This window comes from Gilliamella sp. Pra-s52, assembly GCF_009795805.1.
Taxonomy (GTDB): Bacteria; Pseudomonadota; Gammaproteobacteria; order Enterobacterales; family Orbaceae; genus Gilliamella.
Map to the genome: position 1 here is coordinate 13,104 of NZ_WTEY01000002.1, position 26,515 is coordinate 39,618.

The following is a 26,515-nucleotide window of genomic DNA, read 5'->3' on the forward strand; positions in this document are numbered from 1 at the left end:
TAATTTAACGTCCACATTACATCATGTCTTGTGGGGGTTATTTACGATACTCCACTCATCCTTGTGATGGAGCTTGGTTTACTCACGCTGTAAACTGACTTACAACGCAATTTTTTTGTTTATATACGCAATAGATTGTTCAAAGACATCTTGAATAGAAAGCGATGTAGTATCAATTATTAACGCATCAACAGCAGGTTTAAGTGGCGCAACAGCCCGATTACGATCACGCTTATCACGCTCTGTTATCTCCTGCAAAATTTCGGCGAATTTAACATGATTTTGCTTATGTTGCAACTGTTTCATTCGTCTTTCGGCACGAGATTGTACACTTGCATCAAGAAAAATTTTAACAGGCGCATCGCTAAACACCACACTGCCCATATCTCGACCATCTGCAATAAGTCCCGGTGCTTGCCTAAAATCACGTTGACGCTGTAGTAATGCAACTCTAACTTTATTGAGTGCTGCTACTTTTGAAGCAGCGCCACCAGTTTCTTCGGTGCGGATACGTTTAGTTACATCAATACCGCTTAATAAAACTTTAACTTCAATATCATCACAGTTAAAAGTCAAAGGTAAATTTAATGCTAAATTCGCTAACTGGTTTTCATCATCCAATGAAATATTTTTTTCAAGAGCGGATAATGCCAGTACGCGATAAATAGCACCTGAATCTAAAAGATGCCATTTAAAATGATTGGCTAATGCCTGACATAACGTACCCTTACCAACACCACTTGGCCCATCAACAGCAACAACGGGGACTATTTTATTCATTTTATTGTTCACTTAATTGTTTAAATTGTTCAAAATAATCAGGGAAAGTTTTCATTGTGCATTTAGGATCTAATATTGTCACAGGCGTATCTGAAAGCGCTACTAATGAAAAACACATAGCAATACGATGATCATTATAAGTTTCAATTTCAGCATGAATTAATTTATTGGGTGGCACAATGGTAATATAATCGTGACCTTCATCAACTGTTGCACCAACTTTTCTTAATTCAGTTGCCATCGCATATAAGCGATCAGTTTCTTTTACTCGCCAATTATAAATATTACGAATCGTAGTAGGACCTTTAGCAAACAACGCTGTCGTAGCAATAGTCATTGCAGCATCGGGGATATGGTTCATATCCATATCAATACCATGCAATTCACCACGTGAACATTCAATATAATCATCTGCCCAAGTAATTTTAGCGCCCATTTTTTCAAGCACATGAGCAAACTGCGTATCGCCTTGCAAACTTTTTTTACCAATTCCCGTAACACGGACTGTACCACCTTTAATAGCAGCAGCAGCTAAAAAATAAGACGCAGATGACGCATCACCCTCAACCAAATAATCACCAGGAGATTGATAATATTGATTTGCCTTGATAACAAATGATTGATAATTATTATTAACTATAGTCACACCAAACATTGCCATCATTTTGATTGTAATATCGATATAAGGCTTAGAAACAAGATCACCAATAATAGTAATTTCAGTGTCTTGTTTTGCTAACGGTGCAGCCATTAATAGTGCGGTTAAAAATTGGCTTGATACCGAACCATCAACTTGGATTTTACCACCTGCAAAGCCACCATAAAGATGTAACGGTGGGTAGCCTTCATTTTCAAGATAATCAATTTTAGCTCCACCTTGACGCAACGCATCGACTAAATGACCAATTGGGCGCTCTTTCATGCGTGGCTCGCCAGTTAGCACAATATTATTATGACCAAGACATAAAGCTGCCGTCAGTGGACGCATTGCTGTACCGGCATTACCTAAAAATAGCTCTAATGCATGGTCAGATTGCAACATCCCCCCTACACCCTGAATATCACAAATAGTGCGATCATGTGATAGCTGGTACTTCACACCTAATGCAGCTAGAGCATCAAGCATATAACGCACATCATCGCTATCCAGTAAATTAGTTAAACGTGTATTGCCTTTACTTAGAGCTGATAACAATAAAGCACGATTAGACACGCTTTTAGAACCTGGCAAATTAATAGTGCCACTAAATGATTTTATTGGTTGTAACGTCAAGGATAACATAATGTCTCTCGTTAAGATTTCATAAATATTTAAAATTTATCTAATGTTGCTTTTAGCAAATCAATAGCGTGATGATCTTTAGCGCTATTTTGCCATAACTTATCAAAAAGATGACGATAACGTTTAATAGCATCTTGCGATGAGGTAATAGAAGCAATACCTGTTGTCACATTCGGCAATTCACCTAAACGAAATGGACTCATCGCCAACGAAATAGGGTCATCGTTTTGGTAAAAAATTTGAAATGTAATCGATGGAATAGCTTCTTGTGTAATTGCAATAGTTGAAGCAAAAGTCTGTTGTTCTATTAGCTCAATTAAATGATAAATTTCGTTACGAGCAAGTAGCATTCTTTCGGACTTCTTACCGGGTGAAATAGTCAAATTACCCACTAAGCCAATATGCAAAAACCGTTCAATATTACGCAAGCTAATCAAATTAATTACTTTAGGAATAGATTGATAAAACTGCTTTTTACGTTCTTTTAAAATCGACAAAATCACTGAGTATTTCTGAGATTCAATTGACTGGTTTGACTCATTTAACATCATAGATAAATGAGTTAAGTAATCAGGGGAAGTTAATAAAAATGAAAAGGGATCGAAGTGAGAATAGATATGGGTTGATTGTTCTTCTAACTGGCGCATACGTTCAAAAAAACCTTCACCACTCGAATAATATTCAGTATCAATACCGAGCAAACTCGCAAAAGAAGTGCCAAGTAAAGATGCCAGTCGTTCTAAAGTTTCGATTTTAACAATTTCACCTTTTTCTAACCGATATACTGCAGCTCTTGAGATTTTAAGACTTTCTGCAACATCCTCAGCTTTCAACGAAGCGGCAATTCGATATGCACGTAAACGCTGGCCTATAGCACAATAATCAATCGATCCTGTAATCATAATACACTCAAATTATTAAGATTTTGGCAGTGTATCACAAGGTGATAGCAATGCCAATTTTTGGCAAAATGTTTCAGGTATAGCCTATATTTTCATCAACAACTTAAATAACACCTATTTTAATAACTCATTTTGCAATGCCGATACATTTTCAAATTCAGTAAACTCAGAAATTGCCTCTGGTTGTTTAGCATTATCTTCACGCTTACCAAGAACTTGCGATGCAAATACAAAACCTTTTTTATCCATAACTGAACGGTTATAAAAATCAACTAAATCTTGTTGAGTGATTTTTTTCAATTGTTCAATTTTTTTGTGCTGTGAATCAAACGCAAAACGCGAATTACGGTAATCTGCCATATAGCGACCAAACTCTTCATCCAATGTTTGCGGAGGCATTTTCAATTCATCAAGCACAGCATTTTTGTATTGATCTATATCTTTTTTAGACAAAGCTTTCAGCTTACTTAACATAACTGGATAAAATTCTTGATAACGCTTAAATAAATAAGCAGGATCGTATTGATTACTTTGAATGATAAAACTCATTCCTACTGAATCCCCCACAGAAACAGGACTAGCAAATACCGCATAGCCAAGTTGCTCATTGGTGCGTAACTGATCATAAAACCAAGGCGAAATAATTTTGGATAGTGTATAACTTAGCATACGACTGCTAATTCGATCATACCCCGTTGGAATATAGCTCATCATCAAAGCATTATCAGTGCTTTTTGCATGTTGCGTAATTTTAGCATCTAACGATTTTTTAATCTTAATATTATCAGCAGGTATAAACTCAACATCATGCACAAATGTTGTTTGAATAGAATGATAAAGATCTAAAGAATCCTCATTAGATAAATTACCTAAACTAAGCATATAAGGTACTGAGTGAGTTAATAAATTATCACGGTAAGTTAACACATCATTAATAGTCATGTTTGCCGTAATTTGTCGTTTTTCATCTCGTTCAAAATAGTGTGGTAATACCGACAATGCATTAACAGGATTAACCGCCAATCTATAACTTTTAGCATGCTCAGCTTTATCCAATTCTTGTAAATACCAAGATTTAGCTAATGCTAAACTTTGCTCATCAATGGTAGCATTACGATAGTTATCAAGTATAGCCGTAACCATTTTTGGTAAATGCTGACTAAAGCCGCTAGCTGAAATCATTAAACCATTATCATTATCAGTTGATAACGAAATACCCGCAACGCCTGCCTGAAATCGTAATTGTTCTAAATTACGACTAACAATATAATCAAGTAGATTAAAAGCAACCACCGCTTTTGCGTCACTAACAGCTTCGTTATTGCGTAACGAAACCACAATAGCGGCTTTAGGTTCATTATGGAAATATTGGCTAGCAAAATGGAAATGATTACCTCGTTTGCTAAATTTAGTTGATTGTGTTTGATTACCGTTTTGTTTCAAAATCGTGAAATTATCAGGTATATAAGGATTAAGTTCTGGCAAACTAAATGTAAAATTTTTGCCTAGCGCTAACCAACTTGCCTTTTGCTCGCTAGAGATATTATCAATTTTATAAGGCGCATCAACAAAATAAGCCATCTTATTAGTCGTTTGATTTGGCGAAATCACCCAAATTCTAGCATTATTGGCAGTCAAACTTTTTAAACGTGAAGCGATCGCAGTTTTATCAAAATTAGTGGCAATAAAATCAGAATTTAGTATATTTTGAACTGGATATAACAGCATCTGATCAGATAGCCATTCCACATAAGACATATCACGCTCAACATCTTGATACTTAAATTCTAACGCTAAAACTTTTTTTAGCTCTTCATAATAAGCATCAGAAATTCCTTGCTTTTGAATTAACTGTAAATAATTAAAAATAGCGCCAATGACTTTATCTTTTTGAGCAAGTCCATCGTCGGTTAAACTTACATTAATACTAAATATACCACTATTACCATAACGGATAGGATTGATAGACGAACTAATTCCTTCAATCAAACCTTGCTTTTGTAACTGATCAGATAGCGTATTATGGCTACTGTTACTGATTAAATAAGTGATATACTCATCGGTTTTATCGGCAAATTTAGCCAGATTATTTTCAATCGGAAACTGTAAAAACAATAGTTTTTTGGGTTGTGCTGGTACCATAGAAATCTGTTTATTTAGCACATTTGGCGTTATAGCAGGCTTATCAACTATTGGGGCATTAATATTTTTATTAGGGATTTTACCAAAACTATTTTCGGCTAGTTTTGCCAATTTATTGATCGATTGATTGCTATACATCACGCCAACCATAATATTGGCTGAATAGTAATCTTTATGAAAATTCACTAAAGCATCTTGCAATTTACTATTTTCTTTATCACTTAATGTTTCTAAATTACCGCCTGAAAATTGAGATGCAGGGTGACTTTGATTAATTGTTTCCGAATCAACTTGCCCAATACGAAATCCATCATTCGATCTAGCCATTGTCATTTCAGCATTAACAGCATTACGTTCTTTATCGGCAAATTTAGGATCCAAATTTGGCTCGCTAATAGCATCGGCTAAATGATCAAGCGCTTTATCAAAAGCGCTATTTTCGACCTCAAAATAAAACGCAGTTCGATGCGAGGCAGTACTTGCGTTATAACTACCAGCATGACGACTTAAAAACTGAGAAAAGCTAGCAGGTTCGGGATAATTCTTTGACCCCATTAACACCATATGTTCAGTATAATGAGCCAACCCTTGCTGATCTTTTGGGTCTTGCAACGAACCAACAGGTAATGCTAATGATGCCAGTGATTTTACGGCTTTAGGATCAGATACAAGTAACACTCGCATTTTATTTGCTAGCTCAATAACTTCATATTGACGCTTATCACGTTCGCTTTGTTGCACCTTTTCTATCAAAACTGGCTTTGTGAGCTTATTTTCGATGGCAAAAGACGAAGAAGTGATAAGCAGTAACCCAATAATTCCACTAAAAATAAAATTAACTAATTTTTTGTTTTTATAAACCATAATATCAGCTAGCTCACCTCAGTTTTAAAAAAATACAAAAATGATTTTACCAAAACACGAATGTATCTTAATAAATTCATCATTAGAAAATGAACATTTAATGTTCACGAGTTTTCCTAAATTCAACATCGGGATATCGCTCTTCGGTCAAATTCAAATTAACCATACTTGGCGCAATATAAGAAAGGTTATCCCCCCCATCCAATGCCAAATTCTGTTCACATTTACGTTTAAACTCTTCCAGTTTTTTCACATCTGAGCACTCAACCCAACGCGCTGTTGTCACATTAACCGGCTCATAGATGGCTTCAACGTTATACTCAGATTTTAATCTAGCAACCACAACATCAAATTGTAAAACCCCAACAGCTCCCACAATTAAGTCATTATTTGCTAATGGACGGAACACTTGTACAGCCCCCTCTTCTGAAAGCTGAACAAGTCCTTTCAAAAGTTGCTTTTGTTTAAGCGGATCTTTCAGACGAATGCGACGGAACAATTCTGGAGCAAAGTTAGGAATACCCGTAAACTTAAGATCTTCACCTTGAGTAAAGGTATCACCAATTTGAATTGTTCCATGGTTATGTAAACCAATAATATCACCAGCATAAGCCTCTTCAACATGTTCACGATCACCGGCCATAAACGTCAAAGCATCAGAGATATTAATATCTTTAGCAACACGCACATGGCGTAACTTCATACCTTTTTGATATTTCCCCGACACAATACGCATAAATGCCACACGATCACGATGTTTTGGATCCATATTGGCTTGAATTTTAAACACAAAGCCACTGAATTTTTCTTCTGATGATTCAACTTCACGCTTATCGCTTTGACGAGGCTGTGGTGTTGGAGCCCAAGCAGTTAAACCATCAAGCATATGATCAACACCAAAATTACCCAATGCCGTACCAAAAAAGACGGGGGTTAAATCGCCCGATAAAAAGGCATCTAAATCAAACTCATTAGATGCCCCTTGTACTAATTCAAGTTCTTCACGTAGTTGCTGTGCTAGATCATCGCCGACCGCTAAATCTAAATCGGGATTTGTTAACCCCTTAATAATACGAACTTCCTGAATAGTATGACCTTGACCTGATTGATAAAGATAAGTTTCGTCTTTAGCTAAATGATAAACACCTTTAAATAATTTGCCACAACCAATTGGCCAAGTAATTGGTGCGCACATTATATTGAGTTCATTTTCGACTTCATCAAGCAATTCCATTGGATCACGAATATCACGGTCTAACTTATTCATAAACGTCAAAATTGGCGTATTACGTAATCGTGTCACTTCCATTAATTTACGTGTACGATCTTCAACCCCTTTAGCCGCATCGATCACCATCAAACAACTATCAACTGCTGTTAACGTACGATAAGTATCTTCAGAAAAGTCCTCATGCCCTGGTGTATCTAATAAATTAACTAAGCAGTCATTATAAGGAAACTGCATCACTGAGGTAGTAATTGAAATACCACGTTGCTTTTCCATCTCCATCCAATCAGATTTAGCATGCTGAGCATTAGCACCACGCCCTTTAACTGTACCTGCGGTTTGGATTGCATGACCAAATAACAATACCTTTTCGGTAATAGTTGTTTTACCCGCATCGGGGTGAGAAATAATTGCAAAAGTGCGACGTGCATTAACCTCGTCTAAATAAGCTTGTTCTGTCATAAAACTATTTTAACCCACACAAAAATAATCACCCATTTTAGCAGGTATCTGCCTGTTTTGCCATTAACGTTATACGCAACGTAATTTGCCTTATTTATTTATCTATGCATAATATCTGCCTAATCAGTAATACAAAATTTACTGCTTACTAGCTTCTTATAAAAAGTTTCTGGAAAGCATGCATTTAAGTATAAAACCGGAATTTATTATGAACATTCGTGATTTAAAACTGTACTTACATTTATGCGAAACCTGCCACTTCGGTGTAACCGCAAATGCAATGCATGTTAGCCCATCAACCTTATCTAGGCAGATCCAACGACTTGAAGAGCACTTTGGACATCCACTATTTATTCGCGACAACAGACAAGTGCAAATCACCCAAGTAGGCGAAAAGGTAAAACGTTTTGCTAAACAAGTAATAAATATGCACCAACAGCTAAAACACGATTTAGATCAACCTAATCAACAAATTGTTGGCGAACTAACACTTTTTTGTTCAGTCACTGCCGCATATAGCCATTTACCCGAAATATTGGATCGTTTTAGAAGTCTCTATCCACTCATTGAAATTAAACTATCAACTGGCGATGCTGCCGATGCAGTAAAAAAAATACAAACCAATATGGCCGATTTGGCTATTGCAGGCAAACCTAAACAACTTCCAACTGGTATTGAGTTTTTAAAATTTGGTGAAATTGAAATGGTCTTGCTAATCCCGAAACTTAATAGCTCGTTTAGCGATAAATTGCATCAAAAACAACCCGATTGGCATAATATTCCCTTTATATTGCCAGAACATGGACCAAGCCGCCACCGCATCGATTTATGGTTTAAACAAAGAAAAATTACCAATCCCAAAATCTATGCAACAGTTGCAGGACACGAAGCCATTGTATCAATGGTTGCTTTAGGTTGTGGCGTCGCCTTATTACCAAAAGTCGTGATGGACAACAGCCCAGAACGGATAAAAGATCGCATAACCGAATGGTCTACTAACTTGATGGAACCCTTTGATGTTGGTATTTGTGTGCAAAAAAGGCGACTATCTGAAAAAGTTATCGCTGCTTTCTGGGAAATTAGCAATCTAAATTTGCCCAATAACGAATAACTAAAATATAATATATAATCATAAATTAAAGACTAAAACCAGAATAATAGGTGTGACAAACTAACCAGTCATCAACGTGTTTTTAGCAAAATATAACATAGCTAGACGTCATTATAATGGAATTAAAAATGAAACAGATAACAATAAAAACATTAACCTCATTAATACTTCTTGTCGCTTTTTCCATGCCATTAACCGCACAAAGCAATCCAACAAAATCAACCAAAACGGACAAAAGCACAAAGACAACTACATCGAAAAAAAATACCAATGCTAACAAAAATAAAAACATTAACAATAAAGCAAATACTAATTCAGACGCCAATAAAAATGACGACACAATCACAACTTCACCTCAAGCATTGACAACCAATGCTAATGTAAACACCAATAATAACTTTCAAATTGGCAGTTCTATCACAAAACCTAAGTGGTTAGTTCGTAGCACTTTGGCTTACTATGATGGTGATGAAAACGATCTTGCTACTGCAGGTCTTGGCTTTACACCATTATCTACCAGCATTATTACACCAGAAGTAGAAATCCCAACTAAACCAAACTTTGAAGAACGCCGTCAAGCCAAGCTAAACCGCTATATTGACACTAAAATTGGTGAAGGAACATTATTTGGTTTTAAAAAACAAGAATTAACTCCTCTATTTGATGGCAAAATTGCAGGCACTGAAATATCCGCCGTACAAAGGGAAGACGGCGTAGGCATGTTATTACAAATTCCACTTGATTTTAATAAAAACAAACCTTGCATTGTTGCTATTCCTGCTATTGACTCAGACGGAATATACAATGCCAAAGATATACAAATCCGAGGATTATGGGGACTTCGCCATAATTGCGCAGTGGTATATAACGACAAAGGAGTAAATGGTATTTATGATATTAAACACAAGCTTGGTTTTACCGTATGGGGCGAAGTAAAAGATGGTAATATTTTATTTGGCCCTTCAATAAAAAATAGAGAACAATACATCAAAAAATACCCTCATCGCTACGCAGTAAAACAGTTGCACTCAAAACTAAATGCTGAAGCACGCTGGGGGGAACATGTATTAAGATCTATTGAGTTTGCCTTTTATGAACTCAATAGTATGTTTTCAACCAATCAACAAATTATCTACAACAAAGATAATACCCTTGTTTTAGTATACGGTGCCGGCGACGGTGGTGGAGCGGCACTAAAAGCAGGCGAATTAGATGACCAAAACCTAATTGATGGTATTGTGGCAGTCAATCCACAAATTCAACCCAATATAGATAAAACGCAGGTCACACTCAAAATTGGCAATAATGCTTCACAAAAACTAGAAGCTAAATCCATTGCAAATTACAGTGCTTACGGCGCCTTATATATACCATGTGCGATCCCAGCAATAAAACCTAATAAAGATGATACTTATATACCTTATGCAAATTATTTTCTTTATTCACAAGAACGGTGTAATGCGCTAAAAAAAGCAAAATTACTCACCAAAGGAACGCCACAAGAAGCCTTAGAAAAATTACACAAAAACGGTTGGACTCCAAATATGGATATTCAACTACCGTATTTCTACTACACCGAATCCATCGACCTACCATATCAATACATTAGCGCTTATGGCAAATATGATGTCACTGAAAACATGTGTGATTTTTCGGTAGCAAGTACCCAACAAACGCCTATTTACTACAGTGGAAAAGTAGCACCATTAGAAGAAATATCGTTTGAACAGATATGGGGAATGACAAACGGTCATTTACCGCTTTGGAATGGACATAATGCAACAATTTTGGATTTGGTTGAAAATGGTGATCTCAATGCACCAAGACGTGAATTTTACTCAAGTTCACAATCAAAAACCACTGTTGATTATGGTACTACTGGATCAATTTGTGTCTATAAAACGTCACAAGAACCTCGGGTTAAACTAGGCATAAAGCAAGTTATGGCATCAGGCAACTTACATGGTATAAAAACCTTTATTATACATGGCCGTAACAATGTTAAACAGCTACCAAACTACACATCACGCCCTTATGTAGCATTAAATAGCTTGGTTGAAGGTAAACAATCTCAACTAAGATACATTGAAGTTGAAAACGCAAGCTACTTAGATGGTAGAGCACCATTTGACAATACATTATTACCTATTGACTATTATGGCGAAGATGCTATTGAATGGTTATGGGCTAACTTAACCAACGAAGCTACATTACCAGTAAGCCAAGTCGTACATGCCAAGGTCCGAGGAGGAAAAAGTGGTTATGCTCCCCCACTAACTAATAAAACTCTACAGCCGATAAAACAATTACCAAATAGCAAAGAAATTATTCAAAATGACAAGGGTAACTTAATACTACCAAATTAATAGACTATATAATTAAATCGCTATCGAATTTAGACTTAAGTGCATTTAAACTTAAGAACATTTAGACTGAAGAACAGTTAGAATAAAAAAATAATTTAAATCGATAGCGCCCAACTTCATTTAAAAAATACCCTCTTTTACTGCCAAACAGATTTTAGGATATAACAAAAAAAACAACGACTCTAATTGTGCATAATGTTGCTTAATATCAACGATCGTTTCTTTTAACAAATATAATTTTGGTCGCCTATTTGCCATGCCTCTTAACACATCACCAACAAAATCAATAGAAGCATAATTTTCAAGCCATTGCCCTTGCCACATTGCATTCATAAAATGCTGATACTCGACAGAATAAGCTGTAACATAAGGTTGGATAAGTGCTTTTGTTGTTTGATTAAATTCAGCGACACTACCCTGTAGTCCATAACTTACCCAATGTTTTGACAAAAAATGATCCCACACAATATCTAATGTAATGGAAGCAACACGTTGATGTGATTTTCGAAATAGCAGTTTGGCTTGCTTAACTTCAAATAGATTATCGGTCAAACTATCGATTTTACGATGTAGCATAATGCCATCAGCAATATCAGAATCATAAACGACATAAGGATCGCCTTTAATAAAATCCGCTACGGTATTACCAATTAACGAACTATCAGCTAATGTAGCCAAATGCAAATGAGCCAGAATATTCATAAAATAATAACAATCAATTATTCACGATGTTTAAATTCACCTTCAGCAAAACCTTCTCGCCAATAGCTAGTAATCTGGAAAGCATCTAACGACAAATGAATATATTTATCCTTAACCGCTTGACGAACAGATTGTGCCAGCGAACGCTCCATTCCCCCCCAAAACAACAGCTTATCGTGCCCTAATAAATCGGCATTCATTACCGCATCAACTAATTGGTAAGGATTACCTGCATTTTTCACAAACCAACGAACCTCAATATTTTTATTATCGGACAATGACACCATATCATTCTTATGATTAACCTCAATAAAAGCAAATGCTTTTTGCCTTTTAGGAAGATGTTCAAGTGTATAACAAATCGCTGGCACAGCCGAAACATCCCCCATTAATACCAAATAGTCATTAGTAAACTGCAACTTACTACCAATACTAATCAAACCAATCTGATCGCCAACTTTAGCTTTTTGAGACCACACCGAAGCCAATCCTGTATCATGAATAGCAAAATCAACAAAAAATTGACTAGTGACACTATCAAATTCACGCACACTATAGCTACGCACTAGCTGACGTAACTTATCATCAACGGCAATTTTATTATTATCATCAAGCTTAGGGAACGCAATTTTGCCAGTTAAAGGATCAGGAAAGAGTAGCTTTAAATGTGGACAAATCCATAATGGATTAACATCAAATGATTTATCGCTACTAAACTGCACACGAATAAAACTAGGTGATATTTTTTCAACCTTTAATACTGTTAATAATGAATTAACAATGGTTTTTTTCTTTATTTTATTTTTTTGTTTTTTTTCATCCATAGCAGTCAATCCTTACATTTTTAATAGTTAAAATCATCATACAACAAAAAATGTTAGGACAATGCTATTTTTACAATCGAAAAAATAGATAACTTGTTCCACCATCAAAAGTATGGAACAAGATTCAACAAACATCAATAAATAAACTTAAAACGCTAACGCCCCAAAAACGCCACACCAATCTTGATCAAACTTAGCAATTGCTGCATCAACTGCAGGATCTGAAATAAAAAGTTCTGCAACATCAACAGGTAACGTAATTGCCTTACACCCAGCAAGCATACAGTCTAACGCCTGTCGTGGTGTTCTAAAGCTAGCGGCTAACACCATTGACTGCGGGCAATGCAAATCTAACAATTTTTGCAGTTCGAGCACGGTATCTTTACTATTACCCCCTTGCGCATCAATACGATTAACATAAGGTGCAATATATTTAGCCCCAGCAAGCGCAGCTAAAAAACCTTGCCCTGCACCATAAACAGCCGTGCCTAATGTTGGAATTCCTTGCTGAGCTAGTTCTTTAATCGCAACTAAGCCTTCTGCTGTAACGGGGATTTTAGTAATAAGATTTGGTACCGATTTTCTTAATTGCTCTGATTCTTTAATCATTTCTTTTGCACAACTTGAAAGTACCTGTGCAAATAATAACTTATCAGGCCCTAAAATATCTTGTAGTTCTGCCAATAATGTAAAAATGGAACGCCCTGATTTTGCCACAATACTCGGATTTGTTGTTACTCCTTTAATCGGCAATATCGGGGCTAATCGTTTAATTGCCGCAATATCGGCAGTGTCTAAATATAATTCCATAGTTAACTCCTATTGATAATAATTAATAACTAAACTACATCTGTAGTTGATAATCTAAATTTTCATCCTCCCTTTATAACTATATAACCATAACTTTCAATGAGTTGTTTAATATCTTCAACTTGTTCCATAGTTGGGATAGGGATATGTTTCATTTTGTAATTTTGATGAATAAGAGCATATTTAGGTTCACCAAATTTATGAAAAGGTAAAATATGGATCTGTTTAATTCGTTCAAACGCTTTTAAAAACGATAATATTTTTAAAACATTTTCTTTTAATAAAGTATATTGAGGAATTAATGGTAGCCTTGGTACTAAATTGATATTGAACTGATACAACTGTTTAAAATTATTTAAAACTCTTGGCAAATGAAGATTAAGTATTTGACTCGCTTTTTGTTGATCCATTATTTTAAAATCAAATAACACTTCATCGCACTGGCTTGCTACTGATAAAAAATCATTAAATCGAACATCACCAGCCGTTTCAATGGCAGTATTTATACCTAATTGTTTTAGTCTTGTAAGTAATTGTGTTGCAAATTTTGCTTGTAAAAGAACCTCGCCACCCGATAAAGTCACGCCGCCACCCGATGAGCGGAAAAACACTTCATCTTTTAAAAGCTGCTTAATAAGTTCTTCTAAATCAATATCGTAACCAATCTTCTCTAACGCTCCACTAGGACATTCATTACTATCATAAGTACAAATATTACATTTAAGACATTTAGATTTTCGTTTGATGATCTGAATATTACGAGACATTGATTCAGGATTAGCACACCACGGACAACGATGCGGACAACCTTTAAAAAAGACCACTGTTCGAATACCATTACCATCATTTAAAGAATAGCGTTGAATATTAAATATTCTTGCAACACTATTGCCACTCACCGGAATAGTATCCGATGAGTGATGCGACTGAAGATGACTACTCAAATTTTTTGATAGATCATTACAATTGATGAGCAGTTCGGCGGATGATATCATCCTGAATCTCCTTAGATAATTCGACAAAAAAAGCACTATAACCAGCGACTCTAACAACTAATCCTGCATAATCTTGAGGTTTTATTTGTGCTGCTTTTAACGTCTCTGCATTAACAACATTAAACTGAACATGTTGTAACTTTAATTTGCTAAACGCATGCAAAAAGTTAGCTAATTTATGTAAACCATTTTCACCTTCTAAAGTGCTTGGTGTAAATTTAACGTTCAATAATGTTCCATTTGATAACAGATAATTATCTAATTTACTAACCGATTTTAATACCGCTGTTGGGCCATTCAAATCTTGACCCAACATGGGTGATAAACCGCCATCAGCAAGTTGTTCACCAGCATAACGACCATCTGGTGTTGCACCTACAACAGCGCCTAATGGTACATGAGCTGACACTGTATAAGAACCAGGTGTAAAAATGCCTCCTCTTGGGTTAGTATATTTTTCTACTTCTTTACAATATACGCGTAGCAATTCTGCACTAATATTATCGACGTCTTCAATATCATTACCATATTTACTAAAACGGTTAATTAAACGTGCTCTTATTTTTTGACCATCAGTACAATTAAAGTTATCTTTCAATACGGCTAATAATTCATTAAAAGACATTCTTTTTTCATCAAAAACCATACCTTTAAGTGCAAATAGTGAATCGCTTAGATTTGCAATACCAATACCTTGAACACCAGAAAAATTATAACGAGCTCCTCCTTCTGTAATATCTTTACCTTTTTCAATACAGTCTAAAACAAAGGAAGATAATAACGGTACTGGTGCCCAATTTCGATGGCCAAGATCACAAATATTGCTTCCTTCTACCATTAATTTGACATAATAACGGATATTTTCTTTGATTTGTTCAAACAAATTTTCATAAGTAACATGAGGATTATTTTCATTTTCAAATAACGTAATTTCCATTATTTTTAGCAAATTAAACATAGCTATATCATGTAAACCATACGTTTTACCTGGTATTGATAACTCAACACAACCCACAACGGAATAATCACGGGCATCTTCTAAAGCAACTCCCCGATTTAAAAAAGCGGGTATAATAACTTCATCATTAAAAATTTGTGGAATTCCAGTACCTAAACGAATGGTCTCAGCTGTTTTAATTAAAAATTGTCGATCAATTAACTCATTCACCCTTACTCCTAAATTAGGTTGAGGTAAACGAACCGCCTGATAAGCATCTAAACATAATGTTGATAACTCATTAACACAGCTATGCCCAATCTCATTTAAACCACCTAATAAAATGGTATAGCCTGATGGGAATCCCGCAAAATATCTAGCACTAGATGCTGAACGTAATAAAACAATATCATTACATTTAACCCAGAGTGATGCTAATAGTTCTTTTAAAAAAAGAGGATCCTCATTATTTGCTAACGATGCTTGGTAAAATGGCCACATATATTGATCAAAGCGACCTAATGAAATAGAACTCGCATTGGATTCATATTGCAAAATAATATTCATATACCAAAACAATTGGCATGCTTCATAAAAATTTGTTGGTTTGTGATAAGCAATATTTTGAGAGACAACGGCTATTTTATTTAACTCTCGTTGACGATTAACATCTTGACAGTTTTTTGCCATTTCATTAGCTAACTCAGCATAGCGTAAAATATGCAACTGTGCTCCCACTAAGACAATTTTTACTGCTTGATAAAAGTGATTTTCAGGATATTGATCAACTAATTGGTTCAATTCTACAATTAAATTATTTAAACCATTTTCAAGCAATCTTGGATAATCAATAATAATATGCCCTTGCCCTTTGTCAGTTTGATTAATACTAAAAATAGCCTTACGTTCAGCGTCTTTTACACTTTCTGGAATTTGCTCATTAATAAAGTCCTTCATTGAACGCTTTTCCCAGTAAGGATAAAGTACTGTACGATAAATATGTTTATCTTGATCAGAAATATAAAAACGATCTTGAGGTCGAGTTGAAAAATCATCCAATTCTTTTAACAACCAATAAGGATCCATCTCTGGTGAAACAATACCAGAACGAGGTTTGATAGTTCGATTTCCCGCAATAAGCTCACCATCTCGAATTGAAATATCAACTTTAGCCAAAATATTAGCTGTGGCTTTTGCTCGCCTAATAATTGTAGGTTCACCTTCCGTTTGTTTATGACTCTCAGTATAAAGTAACGCCCTTTCTAATGAGATTTCTCTCGTTTGTTTAAACAAATCTGCCTTTAATTTTTCAATACGAGTAACCATAACATAACCTCATTATCAATAGGTTATAGCTTTTTCTTCCTATAACCATATTGCCTTAATATTGTTTATAACAAATAAATATTAATAACCGATATTATTTATTTAAATTTTCTTCTATTTTTTGTAAAATCAAATCTGCTTTTTTTACTGCATCACTAATTGCAATGCGTGCGACCGGTTTATTTTTAAAGCGTTCTTGATTTTTTATACCAATATCATTGGTGAGTATAATAAAATCCGCATTTGCAACATCTTCTGCTGTTAGCTCATTTTCAATCCCTATTGAACCTTGCGTTTCAACTTTACAAGACCACCCCTTTTCTTTCGCCGCTCGCTCTAAAGATTCTGCTGCCATATAAGTATGAGCAACTCCTGAAGGACAAGCTGTAACTGCAATAATATTTACCATTTTTTTCTCCTCTCGATCATAGAAATATGATTAACCAATATCAAATGAGATATCTAACTCGTCACCATTTGATTTGTCTTCAACTAATTTATTCTTTGAACGTATAAATCGTTTTAAAGATACGATTGTTAAAGCACATACTAACGAACCAGCTACTATCGCTAAAATAAAGCTTAATTTCCCAGTTACGACGGGTAAAACAATTAAACCACCCCAACCGGCATAACATTCTGCCCCCAAGAATGCAGATATTGCGCCACCTACTGCTGAACCAAGCATGGTCGATGGAATAACTCTCAGCGGATCTGCGGCAGCAAAAGGGATCGCACCTTCAGTCACACCAACTAATCCCATCACAATTGCCGCTTTACCTGCTTCTTTTTCTTCTATTGTAAATAGTTTTTTACCGATAATAGTTGCCAAACCAGTACCAATAGCTGGAACTGCAATACCAATAGCAGCAATAGCTACAATGGTATAAATACCCTCACCAACACAAATTAACATAAAAGCATAAGCGACTTTGTTAACTGGACCACCTAAATCGAACCCCAACATAATGCCAATAATTAATGCAAGCACAACAATACTGCCATCTTGCATTCCCCTTAGCCATGTTGTTAATGACGTTGTTAATAGACCTATTGGTTCCCCGAGAACCCACATCATGGCGCCAGCAGTAATAAAGGTGCCAATAATAGGAATAATAAAGATTGGCATAACTGAACGAAATATCGCTGGAACGCTAATTTTTTTAAGATAAAAAACAATAATTCCACCAACAAGACCTGCAATTAAAGCACCCAAAAACCCCGCACCAAAAGATGCACCTATCCAAGCACCAATAGCACATGGTGCTAATGCTGCTCTTTCTGAAATAGAATAACCAATATAAGCTGCTAAAAATGGAATCATTAACGTTAAACCGGCTTCACCTATTTGAAACAGCTTATTTAAAAAAGGGTCATTAATAGGATCAGGCACACCACCTTGCCCTAGTAACATGACAGAACCCGCAAGTAGAATACCGCCAGAAACAACAAACGGAATCATATGCGAAACCCCTGTCATTAAATGTTGACGGGTATTTTTCAATATTGAAATAAGATCTTTCATATTTTATACCTCCTTTTATGTATCATTTTTACTCTTATCATTTATTGTTTTTTATAGTAAAAAATGTTTCTTAATCACCACAGAGGAAAAACTTGTTATTTACTGGATTTTTGTACTCTCTATAAAAAAATGAGATCTATATCAAAAAATTTAATTATTTTTATAAATTTGTTGGTTAATAAAATGAGATAAAGATCACAAATTGATCTTTACATTACTTTTATCCAGTTATTATCAATTTTTTCATATAGTTTAATTCGAATTGTTATTTATGCTTTTAATTACTTTTTACTACATTAATAACTAAATATGACAAGAATTAATTAAGGAGAATTGATATGGCAAAAAAAATTGTATTTACTTGTATACTACCAAATGGTATACATGCTCGCCCTGCAAGTAATATTGAAAAAATCTGTAACGAATTCATTAGTACAATTCAATGGCATAATCTCCGTACAAATATTATCGTTGATGCTAAAAGCGTATTATCTTTGATTAGTACAAATACGTTATTAAATGATAAATGTCATTTATTGATCAATGGACAAGATGAAGAACAAGCTTATATACGATTAAACACATTTATTGAAAACGAATTACCTTTTTGTGATGAAGAATTAATCACAAATAATGACGAAGAAATCACTCCACTACCACGATCTTTAAGCAATTTAAATCCTCATATTATTAGAGCAAAAGCGGTATGTGGTGGTATTGCTAGCGGAATTCTAAAACAAATTGATTATATCGACTTGAACAAACTTGACGCTTTCCCCCCAGCTGAATCAATAGAAAAGGAACAAAGTATTGCCAAAAATGCACTAACTAAATTACAAAAAATTATTTCATTGCAAATAGATTGTGCTTCAGAAACGTCAAAAGATATTTTGTCTGCTCATCTAGCTATTTTAGAAGATCCATCTTTTTATGAACAAATCGAACAACATATTGAACAAAATTTAACGGCAGGCGCTGCCATTATCAATACCGCAAAATTCTTTAGTGAGCAACTCATCAATTCTGGCAGTGAATATTTAAAAGAAAGGACACTTGATATTCGAGATGTTTGCTTACAACTATTGCAACAAATTTATGGCGAAAACAAATTTTCGACCCACCCTAAAATCACTGAACCAACGATTTACATAGCAGAAGAACTAACACCAAGCCAATTTTTAGAATTAGATAAAAAACACCTAAAAGGACTGTTATTGGCACAAGGGGGAACAACATCTCACACTGTGATTTTAGCACGATCATTTAACATTCCTACACTAGTTGGTGTCAATATCGATATACTAAAAAGACACATCGATCAGAAAGTGAAAGTTGATGGTGATTTAGGGCTTATTGCTTATAATTTATCACCAGAAGTACAACGTTATTACCAATTAGAATCTCATCTACATGCTCAATTAACCGAAAAACAAAAAACATTTATTAATACTCCAGGTGCAACTGTAGATGGTATAAAAATTGAAATCGCTGCAAATATTGCTCATTCAATCGAAGCACAATCTGCATTTAATAATGGTGCTCAATCAATTGGATTATTCCGTACTGAAATGCTGTATATGGATCGCCATCATGAACCATCAGAAGACGAGTTATATAATACCTTTTGTCAAGCAATCGAAGCAGCTAAACAGCGGACAATCATTATACGAACATTTGATATTGGTGGTGACAAACCAGTAAACTACCTCAACATTCCTCGTGAAAATAATCCTTTTTTAGGTTATCGTGCCGTTCGTATTTATCAGGAGTTTTTGACATTATTTAGAACACAATTAAGAGCAATTTTAAAAGCTTCTGCACATGGTAAATTAAAAATCATGATTCCAATGATCTCATCAATGGAAGAAGTATTATGGATAAAAGAAGAATTAGCCAATATAAAGCAGTCATTACGCAATGAAAAAATACCATTTGATGAAAAAATTCCTCTTGGCATAATGTTAGAAGTTCCTTCTATCATGTTTATCATTGATCAATGCTGTGAAGAAATTGATTTTTTCAGTATTGGGAGTAATGATTTAACACAATATTTATTAGCTGTTGATCGCGATAATGCAAAAGTCACCAAACATTACAACAGTCTGAATCCTGCCTTTTTAAGGGGATTAGATCATATTGTGAAAACCGTTCATCATTATGGGAAATGGGTAGGAATCTGTGGCGAATTTGCCAGCAAAGGATCAGTATTACCACTACTTGTTGGTCTAGGATTAGATGAACTTAGTATGAGTGCACCCAATATTCTTGCCACAAAAGCACGCCTAGCAAAATTAAGCCGTTCAGATTGCCGAATATTGTTAAATAAAGCAATGAACTGCCAAACATCACTTGAAGTTGAACATTTACTTGCTCAATTTCGTATGGAACAAGGTGATCTACCACTTATCACTTCAGAAACAATTACGATTGAGCCCGATTGGTTAAGTAAAGAAGAAGTGATTAAAGGCATGACCGATAACCTGTTAATTGCGGCAAGATGTCGTTACCCACAAAAATTAGCCGAAGATATTTGGTTACGCGAAGATGTATTTTCGACAGCATTAGGATTTGGTTTTGCTATTCCACATACAAAATCAGAACATATTGAACAATCAACAATTAGTGTCACAAAATTGCCTTGCCCCATCACATGGGGAGATGAAGAAGTCAGTTTTATCATCATGTTGACTTTAAACAAACATACCGCGGGCGATCAGCATATGCGAATCTTTTCAAAATTAGCTAGACGCATTATGCATGAAGAATTTAGAACTTCGTTAGTAAATAGTTCAACTGCAGCAGAAATTGAAACTATTCTTAAACAAGAGTTAGAAATTTAGCCTTAAAAAACAACAAAACTCCGTCAGTGGACATTGCTGGCGGAACAATACTAAATCTTTAAAACCAATAACATATTAAAGCTTGATACATGTCCCATAAGGTGCTTTAGCCACTCGTTTTATAGAGTCTAATAGCTCACTATTATCAATTAAAAAACGGCTAATATCCATTTCAATGCATCGACACATAGTAAATCTATCTCTATTTTTAATATTAACGTTACTGATAATAATCACTAAGTCGGCGTGTTGAATATTATCAGATGTAATCTCATTATCTATACCTAATGCGCCTTGGGTTTCTATTTTTATAGTCCAATTTTTTTGTTTAGCAAGCCTTGCCAAACGTTCGGCAGCCATATAAGTATGCGCAACACCGCTAATACATGCCGTAATAGCAACGACATTTAATTTTACCATTCACGAAACCCTTTATTGAACATAAAAGGCTATTATTGTGAATTAAAAAATCTAATGCAATATCTAATTGTAATTTAAAAAATAATCTCGATAAAATAGCGTTACCATTATTCCTTTGTGACAACTCATAAGCGCTAGTATATAATATATTATTAATTGATAAATCAAAGAGATATAAAAAGTGGAAATATCAATTGAAGAAGTGTTAAAACAATTTATCAATAATGATAAAAATAATAACCACATCTATTTTGCCAACAACAGCACTAATGCCCCTTTGCTTGCCTACCAAGTCAACTTCCCTAGAATTGAAATCATATTGGAAGGAAAACAACAAATGCAATGGGAAGACAATGAAGGAAAAGTGATTGAAAAAACCTTAACTGCTAATGATCTATTGTATATTTCTGCTCAAAGTTGGAACAAACCTATTTGGACAACACCTACTACATTATTAAGTATTTTATTTGGGAAACAACAAATCGGAATCAGTTTATTGCATTGGGATGGTACTCAGTTAATACCCTGTGGTCAAGTTAACAAACCTAGGCGAGGACCAAGAGTAGGGACATTTATCATTCAAGCGCTAACAGAAATAACTTGGCAAAATCAATCGCTTGAACAAAACAAAACGGTATACTTTTTGATTCAAAGCTTATTAAGTAATACACTTGACTTACTCAATGTTGATATTGAAACATCATCCAAAACGGCAAGCCTATTTGTAGCTATTCGCCAATACATAGACACTCACTTTCGTGAAGATATTACACGCGACTTTTTGGCTAACATGTTTTACATTTCGCCCAATTACTTATCGCATCTGTTTCAACGCGAAGGCAAAATAGGACTAAACGAATACCTAAACCACATCCGCTTAGAATATGCAAAATCGTTATTGAAAGATTATGATCTAAATGTAAAAGAAGTTGCGATAGCATCGGGGTTTAAAGACAGTAATTATTTTTGTCGGATTTTCAAAAAAAAGACAGAACGAACACCCACTGAATATCGACGTCAGTATCACAGTAAACTTATACTAAAATAGTAACTTACAATAATAACTATTATCTCCAATTAACACAAAAGTCTAAAGAAAAACCAAGCGTATTATTAATATACACTTGGTTTATTAAGAGGCTCTAACCAAAATCAATCTAACTTAGGATGCTGATCCACCAAATCTTGGCGCTGTTTTTGTAAAGTATCGATCTGTTGCTGGATATCTTCCACTTTTTGCTCTATCGAATCGAAGTGATCCGATAAAATCTCTTTGGCTTCTGAGCGATCCGATGCGGCAGGTGTTGCACCTCGAAGCGGTTTATTGGCGGTTTCTTTCATTTTTAAACCTGTCACCAACCCAACTAACGCAACTACCATTAAATAATAGGCTGGCATATATAAATCACCGCTCGCTTCAACCAACCAAGCGGCAACGGTTGGTGTTGCCCCAGCAATAAGTACCGAAATATTAAAGGATATAGCCAAAGCACTGTAACGAATACTTGTTGGGAAAATAGCAGGTAAAATAGAGGCCATTACTCCCGTAAAACAGTTAAGTAGCACAGCTAAAATCAATAAACCAATAAAAATAAGTCCAATAACATCACTGTTAATCATCATAAACGCAGGATAAGCAAGAATCAGTAACCCTAAACTTCCCCCAACAATAAAAGGCCTGCGTCCAATTTTATCACTAATCAAACCAATCATAGGTTGTACAAATAACATCCCGATCATAATAGCGATAATAATCAACACACCATGATCAGCACGATAATTTAAGTTATGCGATAAATAACTTGGCATGTAAGTAAGCAACATATAATAAGTGACATTGGTAATAATCACCAATCCAACACAAACTAACAAACTCTTCCAATATTGAGTGAAAATCGTTTTAAAAGTCATTTGAGGAGGATTTGCGGTATTTGTATTTTCATTATTTTCCATCTCATCGGTATGTTGCTGAAATGCGGGGGTTTCTTCTAATGCGTGGCGTAAATACAAACCAATCAATCCCAATGGCAAGGCAAACAAAAATGGAATTCGCCAGCCCCAATCTTGGAATTTCACTTCGCCAAGAATGCTTGATAATAGTACGACCAAGCCAGCACCAACTAAAAACCCAGCAATCGAACCAAAGTCCAACCAACTCCCCATAAATCCACGCTTACGATCTGGCGAGTATTCTGCAACAAAAATTGCCGCACCTGAATATTCACCACCTATCGAAAACCCTTGAGCTAATTTTGCGAGTAATAATAAAAGCGGTGCAAAAATACCAATGGTGGCATAAGAAGGAATAAGCCCAATACAAAATGTACTGAGTGACATAATAATAATAGTGACAGAAAGAATTTTTTGGCGCCCCAACTTATCACCAAGCACTCCAAAAACTAAACCGCCTAATGGACGCACTAAAAAAGGAACCGAAAAAGTCGCTAAAGCAGCCACAACTTGAATACTTGGCGACGCATCAGGAAAAAACACCTGTCCTAAAACATACGCCAAAAACCCATAAACCCCAAAATCAAACCATTCCATCGCATTGCCCAGTGCTGCTGCAATAATTGCCTTTCTTAATTTGTTATCATCAATAATGGTAATATCATTAATATTTAATGGCTTCCTTTTAAATCTTATTGCTTTTTTCATAACATACCGCCTATTTTAATTTAGACAAAGAAAAGGAATAACGAAGTAACACCATTGATATCATTGTGTAATACAAAATGAACATCATTGATATTACAAAAAATACGCTAAAACAGTTAATAAAGATTGATGCAAAATCCAATAAAACAAAAAAGAGGAAAATAAAAAGCAAAAACAGGTAAGTAATTTCGACTAGCTATATTGCGACTTGATAACAGTAAAACAATTCCTTTTCACAAAAATTGTCCATCAAGTATAACAAAATATCCCATTTTGTAAAATGCAACCACTACACACCCTCATTTTGCTTTTGCTAAATGTAATTATGAACCATCGTTTTTTTTCGAACAAAGGTAAATACCAATCACAATAAATAATGTACTGATAATATGAAAGTTGGCAATTTCGGTGTGCAAAAATAGAATACTAAAAACACCGCCAGATAAAGGAATAATGTGAGTATAGATCTGCCCACGGTTTGCGCCAATTTCAGCAATCCCCCTATTCCAAAACAAGTAAGATAGCCAAGAAGCAAAAATAGCAATATACAATATACCAAGCAAGAAACTGCTATCAGTATAATGCGCTAAATTTTCAACAGGATAAAAATAAAAATACACTAAAGCAATAGGCAATAACATCAAAGAGCCTAACACGGCACTGACGGTAACAAAAGCATTACCTGCAATCGACTTATCTTTTAAACGTAAAAAGGCACTATAACATGCCCAACTCATTGCCGAAGCCATTGCCCACAGATCACCTTTATTAATATGACTCAATGAATTTAAATTGGTTAGATTACCTTGTAAAATCAAATAAATCACACCCATGGTACTAAACAACACACCTAAGATATTATTTTTTGAAATTGAATCATTAAATAATAATTTATTCATCACCAAAACCATACCTGGCGTTGCCGAAAGATAAATTGATGCATTAAGCGACGAAGTATATTGCAATCCAACATAAAGCGTTAAAGGAAACAAGATCTGACCAAAAATTGCCAATAAACAAATCGGACCAATCGACTTTTTAATTTTAGAAAGATCATTACGTACTTGATGATGATACAATCCTAATAACAACACAGCAGTAATCACCCAACGCCCTTCAGATATAACAATGGGATCGGCTTGCGTTACCAAAACACGCCCAACAACATAATTTCCGCCCCAAAAACAAGCAGCTAAAGTCAGCAATAGATACGGCATATAATACCCTGATATCAGAATGAAGATACGATGGAATTTAGCCACATTATATACCTAAATTAATGCAAAAGAATAACCCCTTTCATTACATTTTTTACCTACTACTATCATTTTGCTCATTATTATTTTTCCAAATCACAACGATAGCATTGACTTAATCTAGTATCCTTAATCATTATCCATTAAAATAACAAAATCAAAATTGACAAGGTACTCCTTATGCGTTGGAAAGACCAAAGAGAGAGCGACAACATCGAAGATCGCCGCTCACAATCAAGCAGTGGAATGGGAACCGTAATCCCTATTAAAGGCAAAGGCAAAATTGCTTTATTTATTGTGGTTTTAGTGGCAGGTTATTATGGTGTTGATTTAACGGGATTACTCGGTTCCGACCTAACAACCCCAGACAGCACACAACAAACCTCCTCGGAATATACCGCAGATGACCGCGAAGCGGCCAAATTCACCTCGATCATTTTAGCCAGTACCGAAGATTACTGGAGCGAACAATTCCAACGCCTAGGCAAAACTTATGTTCCACCTAAATTGGTGCTATATACTCGCGCAACCCAAACATCGTGTGGTACTGGTCAAGCAATGATGGGACCATTTTATTGTAATATTGATAAAACGGTATATTTAGACCTTTCCTTTTATCAAGAAATGAAACAACGCCTTGGCGGTGGGGGGGATTTTGCACAAGGTTATGTTATCGCCCACGAAGTGGGACACCATGTACAGAATTTACTTGGAACATTTAACCAAGTCGAACAACTAACACAAGGACAATCAAACACCACCAAAAACCAAATATCGGTAAAATTAGAATTACAAGCAGACTGTTATGCCGGTATGTGGGGTAATGCAATGCAAAAACAGAACATCCTTGAAGTGGGCGATATAGAACAAGCACTAAAAACGGCACAAGCCATTGGCGACGACCGATTACAACAACAAAGTAGTGGTTATGTTATACCAGACAGCTTTACCCATGGTTCATCAAAACAGCGTTATACATGGTTTAAAAAAGGATTTGATAACGGTTCGCTGAGTCAGTGCAATACCTTTGCCGAATAATTTGCTGAATAAAAAGTAAAAACGTTAATAATTGTCTTCCTTAATTA

The 26,515-nt window shown here is 35.1% G+C and carries 20 protein-coding genes; 5 read left to right on the top strand and 15 right to left on the bottom strand.

What is annotated here, in order from left to right; genetic code table 11:
- Nucleotides 1-99 precede the first annotated feature (99 nt).
- The 5 genes from cmk to prfC form a co-directional block, all read right to left on the bottom strand.
- Entirely contained in the window at nucleotides 100-780 is a 681-nt protein-coding gene (cmk, locus tag GQ594_RS02205) for a (d)CMP kinase (RefSeq protein ID WP_160411281.1), read from the bottom strand.
- Between the two features lies 1 nt (nucleotide 781).
- Complete coding sequence (gene aroA / locus GQ594_RS02210; protein ID WP_370519410.1) at nucleotides 782-2,065, bottom strand: 3-phosphoshikimate 1-carboxyvinyltransferase; 1,284 nt, start codon at nucleotides 2,063-2,065, stop codon at nucleotides 782-784.
- Between the two features lie 26 nt (nucleotides 2,066-2,091).
- Complete coding sequence (locus GQ594_RS02215) at nucleotides 2,092-2,964, bottom strand: helix-turn-helix domain-containing protein (RefSeq protein ID WP_160411283.1); 873 nt, start codon at nucleotides 2,962-2,964, stop codon at nucleotides 2,092-2,094.
- 114 nt (nucleotides 2,965-3,078) lie between these two features.
- A complete protein-coding gene (ptrA, locus tag GQ594_RS02220; RefSeq protein ID WP_160411284.1) occupies nucleotides 3,079-5,970 on the bottom strand; it encodes a pitrilysin in 2,892 nt (963 codons plus the stop codon).
- Between the two features lie 97 nt (nucleotides 5,971-6,067).
- Nucleotides 6,068-7,660: a peptide chain release factor 3 gene (prfC, locus tag GQ594_RS02225; protein ID WP_160401184.1), complete on the bottom strand. Its 1,593-nt coding sequence runs from the start codon at nucleotides 7,658-7,660 to the stop codon at nucleotides 6,068-6,070.
- Nucleotides 7,661-7,868: 208 nt separating this feature from the next.
- Here prfC and ilvY point away from each other — a divergent pair, with 208 nt between their 5' ends.
- On the top strand, nucleotides 7,869-8,771 hold the full coding sequence (gene ilvY / locus GQ594_RS02230; RefSeq protein ID WP_160411285.1) for an HTH-type transcriptional activator IlvY: 903 nt from the start codon (nucleotides 7,869-7,871) through the stop codon (nucleotides 8,769-8,771).
- Nucleotides 8,772-8,899: 128 nt separating this feature from the next.
- The gene (locus tag GQ594_RS02235) at nucleotides 8,900-11,137 is read left to right on the top strand and encodes a 3-hydroxybutyrate oligomer hydrolase family protein (RefSeq protein ID WP_160411286.1); all 2,238 of its coding nucleotides are present in this window, start codon (nucleotides 8,900-8,902) and stop codon (nucleotides 11,135-11,137) included.
- A gap of 120 nt (nucleotides 11,138-11,257) precedes the next feature.
- Here GQ594_RS02235 and GQ594_RS02240 read toward each other — a convergent pair whose 3' ends face one another.
- The 7 genes from GQ594_RS02240 to GQ594_RS02270 form a co-directional block, all read right to left on the bottom strand.
- Nucleotides 11,258-11,839, bottom strand: a complete 582-nt coding sequence (locus GQ594_RS02240; RefSeq protein WP_160411287.1) for an acyl carrier protein phosphodiesterase — start codon at nucleotides 11,837-11,839, stop codon at nucleotides 11,258-11,260.
- 17 nt (nucleotides 11,840-11,856) lie between these two features.
- Nucleotides 11,857-12,663, bottom strand: coding sequence for a siderophore-interacting protein (locus GQ594_RS02245; RefSeq protein ID WP_160411288.1), 807 nt, complete (start codon nucleotides 12,661-12,663; stop codon nucleotides 11,857-11,859).
- Between the two features lie 147 nt (nucleotides 12,664-12,810).
- On the bottom strand, nucleotides 12,811-13,473 hold the full coding sequence (gene fsa, locus GQ594_RS02250) for a fructose-6-phosphate aldolase (protein WP_160411289.1): 663 nt from the start codon (nucleotides 13,471-13,473) through the stop codon (nucleotides 12,811-12,813).
- A 62-nt stretch (nucleotides 13,474-13,535) separates the two neighbouring features.
- Nucleotides 13,536-14,417, bottom strand: a complete 882-nt coding sequence (locus GQ594_RS02255) for a [formate-C-acetyltransferase]-activating enzyme (protein ID WP_442903521.1) — start codon at nucleotides 14,415-14,417, stop codon at nucleotides 13,536-13,538.
- Between the two features lie 16 nt (nucleotides 14,418-14,433).
- Entirely contained in the window at nucleotides 14,434-16,731 is a 2,298-nt protein-coding gene (locus GQ594_RS02260) for a formate C-acetyltransferase (protein ID WP_160411291.1), read from the bottom strand.
- A 94-nt stretch (nucleotides 16,732-16,825) separates the two neighbouring features.
- On the bottom strand, nucleotides 16,826-17,140 hold the full coding sequence (locus GQ594_RS02265; RefSeq protein WP_160411292.1) for a PTS fructose-like transporter subunit IIB: 315 nt from the start codon (nucleotides 17,138-17,140) through the stop codon (nucleotides 16,826-16,828).
- Nucleotides 17,141-17,170: 30 nt separating this feature from the next.
- Nucleotides 17,171-18,256 carry a PTS fructose transporter subunit EIIC gene (locus GQ594_RS02270; RefSeq protein WP_160411293.1) on the bottom strand — a complete coding sequence of 362 codons (1,086 nt, stop codon included), beginning with the start codon at nucleotides 18,254-18,256 and terminating at the stop codon, nucleotides 17,171-17,173.
- Between the two features lie 338 nt (nucleotides 18,257-18,594).
- On the opposite strand from GQ594_RS02270, the gene ptsP reads away from it, so the two are divergent.
- Nucleotides 18,595-21,096, top strand: coding sequence for a phosphoenolpyruvate--protein phosphotransferase (gene ptsP, locus GQ594_RS02275; protein ID WP_160411294.1), 2,502 nt, complete (start codon nucleotides 18,595-18,597; stop codon nucleotides 21,094-21,096).
- 75 nt (nucleotides 21,097-21,171) lie between these two features.
- Here ptsP and GQ594_RS02280 read toward each other — a convergent pair whose 3' ends face one another.
- On the bottom strand, nucleotides 21,172-21,516 hold the full coding sequence (locus GQ594_RS02280; RefSeq protein WP_160411295.1) for a fructose PTS transporter subunit IIB: 345 nt from the start codon (nucleotides 21,514-21,516) through the stop codon (nucleotides 21,172-21,174).
- Between the two features lie 181 nt (nucleotides 21,517-21,697).
- On the opposite strand from GQ594_RS02280, the gene GQ594_RS12345 reads away from it, so the two are divergent.
- A complete protein-coding gene (locus GQ594_RS12345; RefSeq protein WP_160411296.1) occupies nucleotides 21,698-22,564 on the top strand; it encodes a helix-turn-helix domain-containing protein in 867 nt (288 codons plus the stop codon).
- Between the two features lie 104 nt (nucleotides 22,565-22,668).
- Here GQ594_RS12345 and proP read toward each other — a convergent pair whose 3' ends face one another.
- Nucleotides 22,669-24,174: a glycine betaine/L-proline transporter ProP gene (gene proP / locus GQ594_RS02290; RefSeq protein ID WP_160401179.1), complete on the bottom strand. Its 1,506-nt coding sequence runs from the start codon at nucleotides 24,172-24,174 to the stop codon at nucleotides 22,669-22,671.
- A gap of 323 nt (nucleotides 24,175-24,497) precedes the next feature.
- Nucleotides 24,498-25,391 (bottom strand): DMT family transporter, encoded by an 894-nt coding sequence (locus GQ594_RS02295; RefSeq protein WP_160411297.1) that lies wholly within the window; start codon nucleotides 25,389-25,391, stop codon nucleotides 24,498-24,500.
- 219 nt (nucleotides 25,392-25,610) lie between these two features.
- Here GQ594_RS02295 and ypfJ point away from each other — a divergent pair, with 219 nt between their 5' ends.
- Entirely contained in the window at nucleotides 25,611-26,468 is an 858-nt protein-coding gene (ypfJ, locus tag GQ594_RS02300) for a KPN_02809 family neutral zinc metallopeptidase (protein ID WP_160411298.1), read from the top strand.
- Nucleotides 26,469-26,515: the final 47 nt, after the last annotated feature.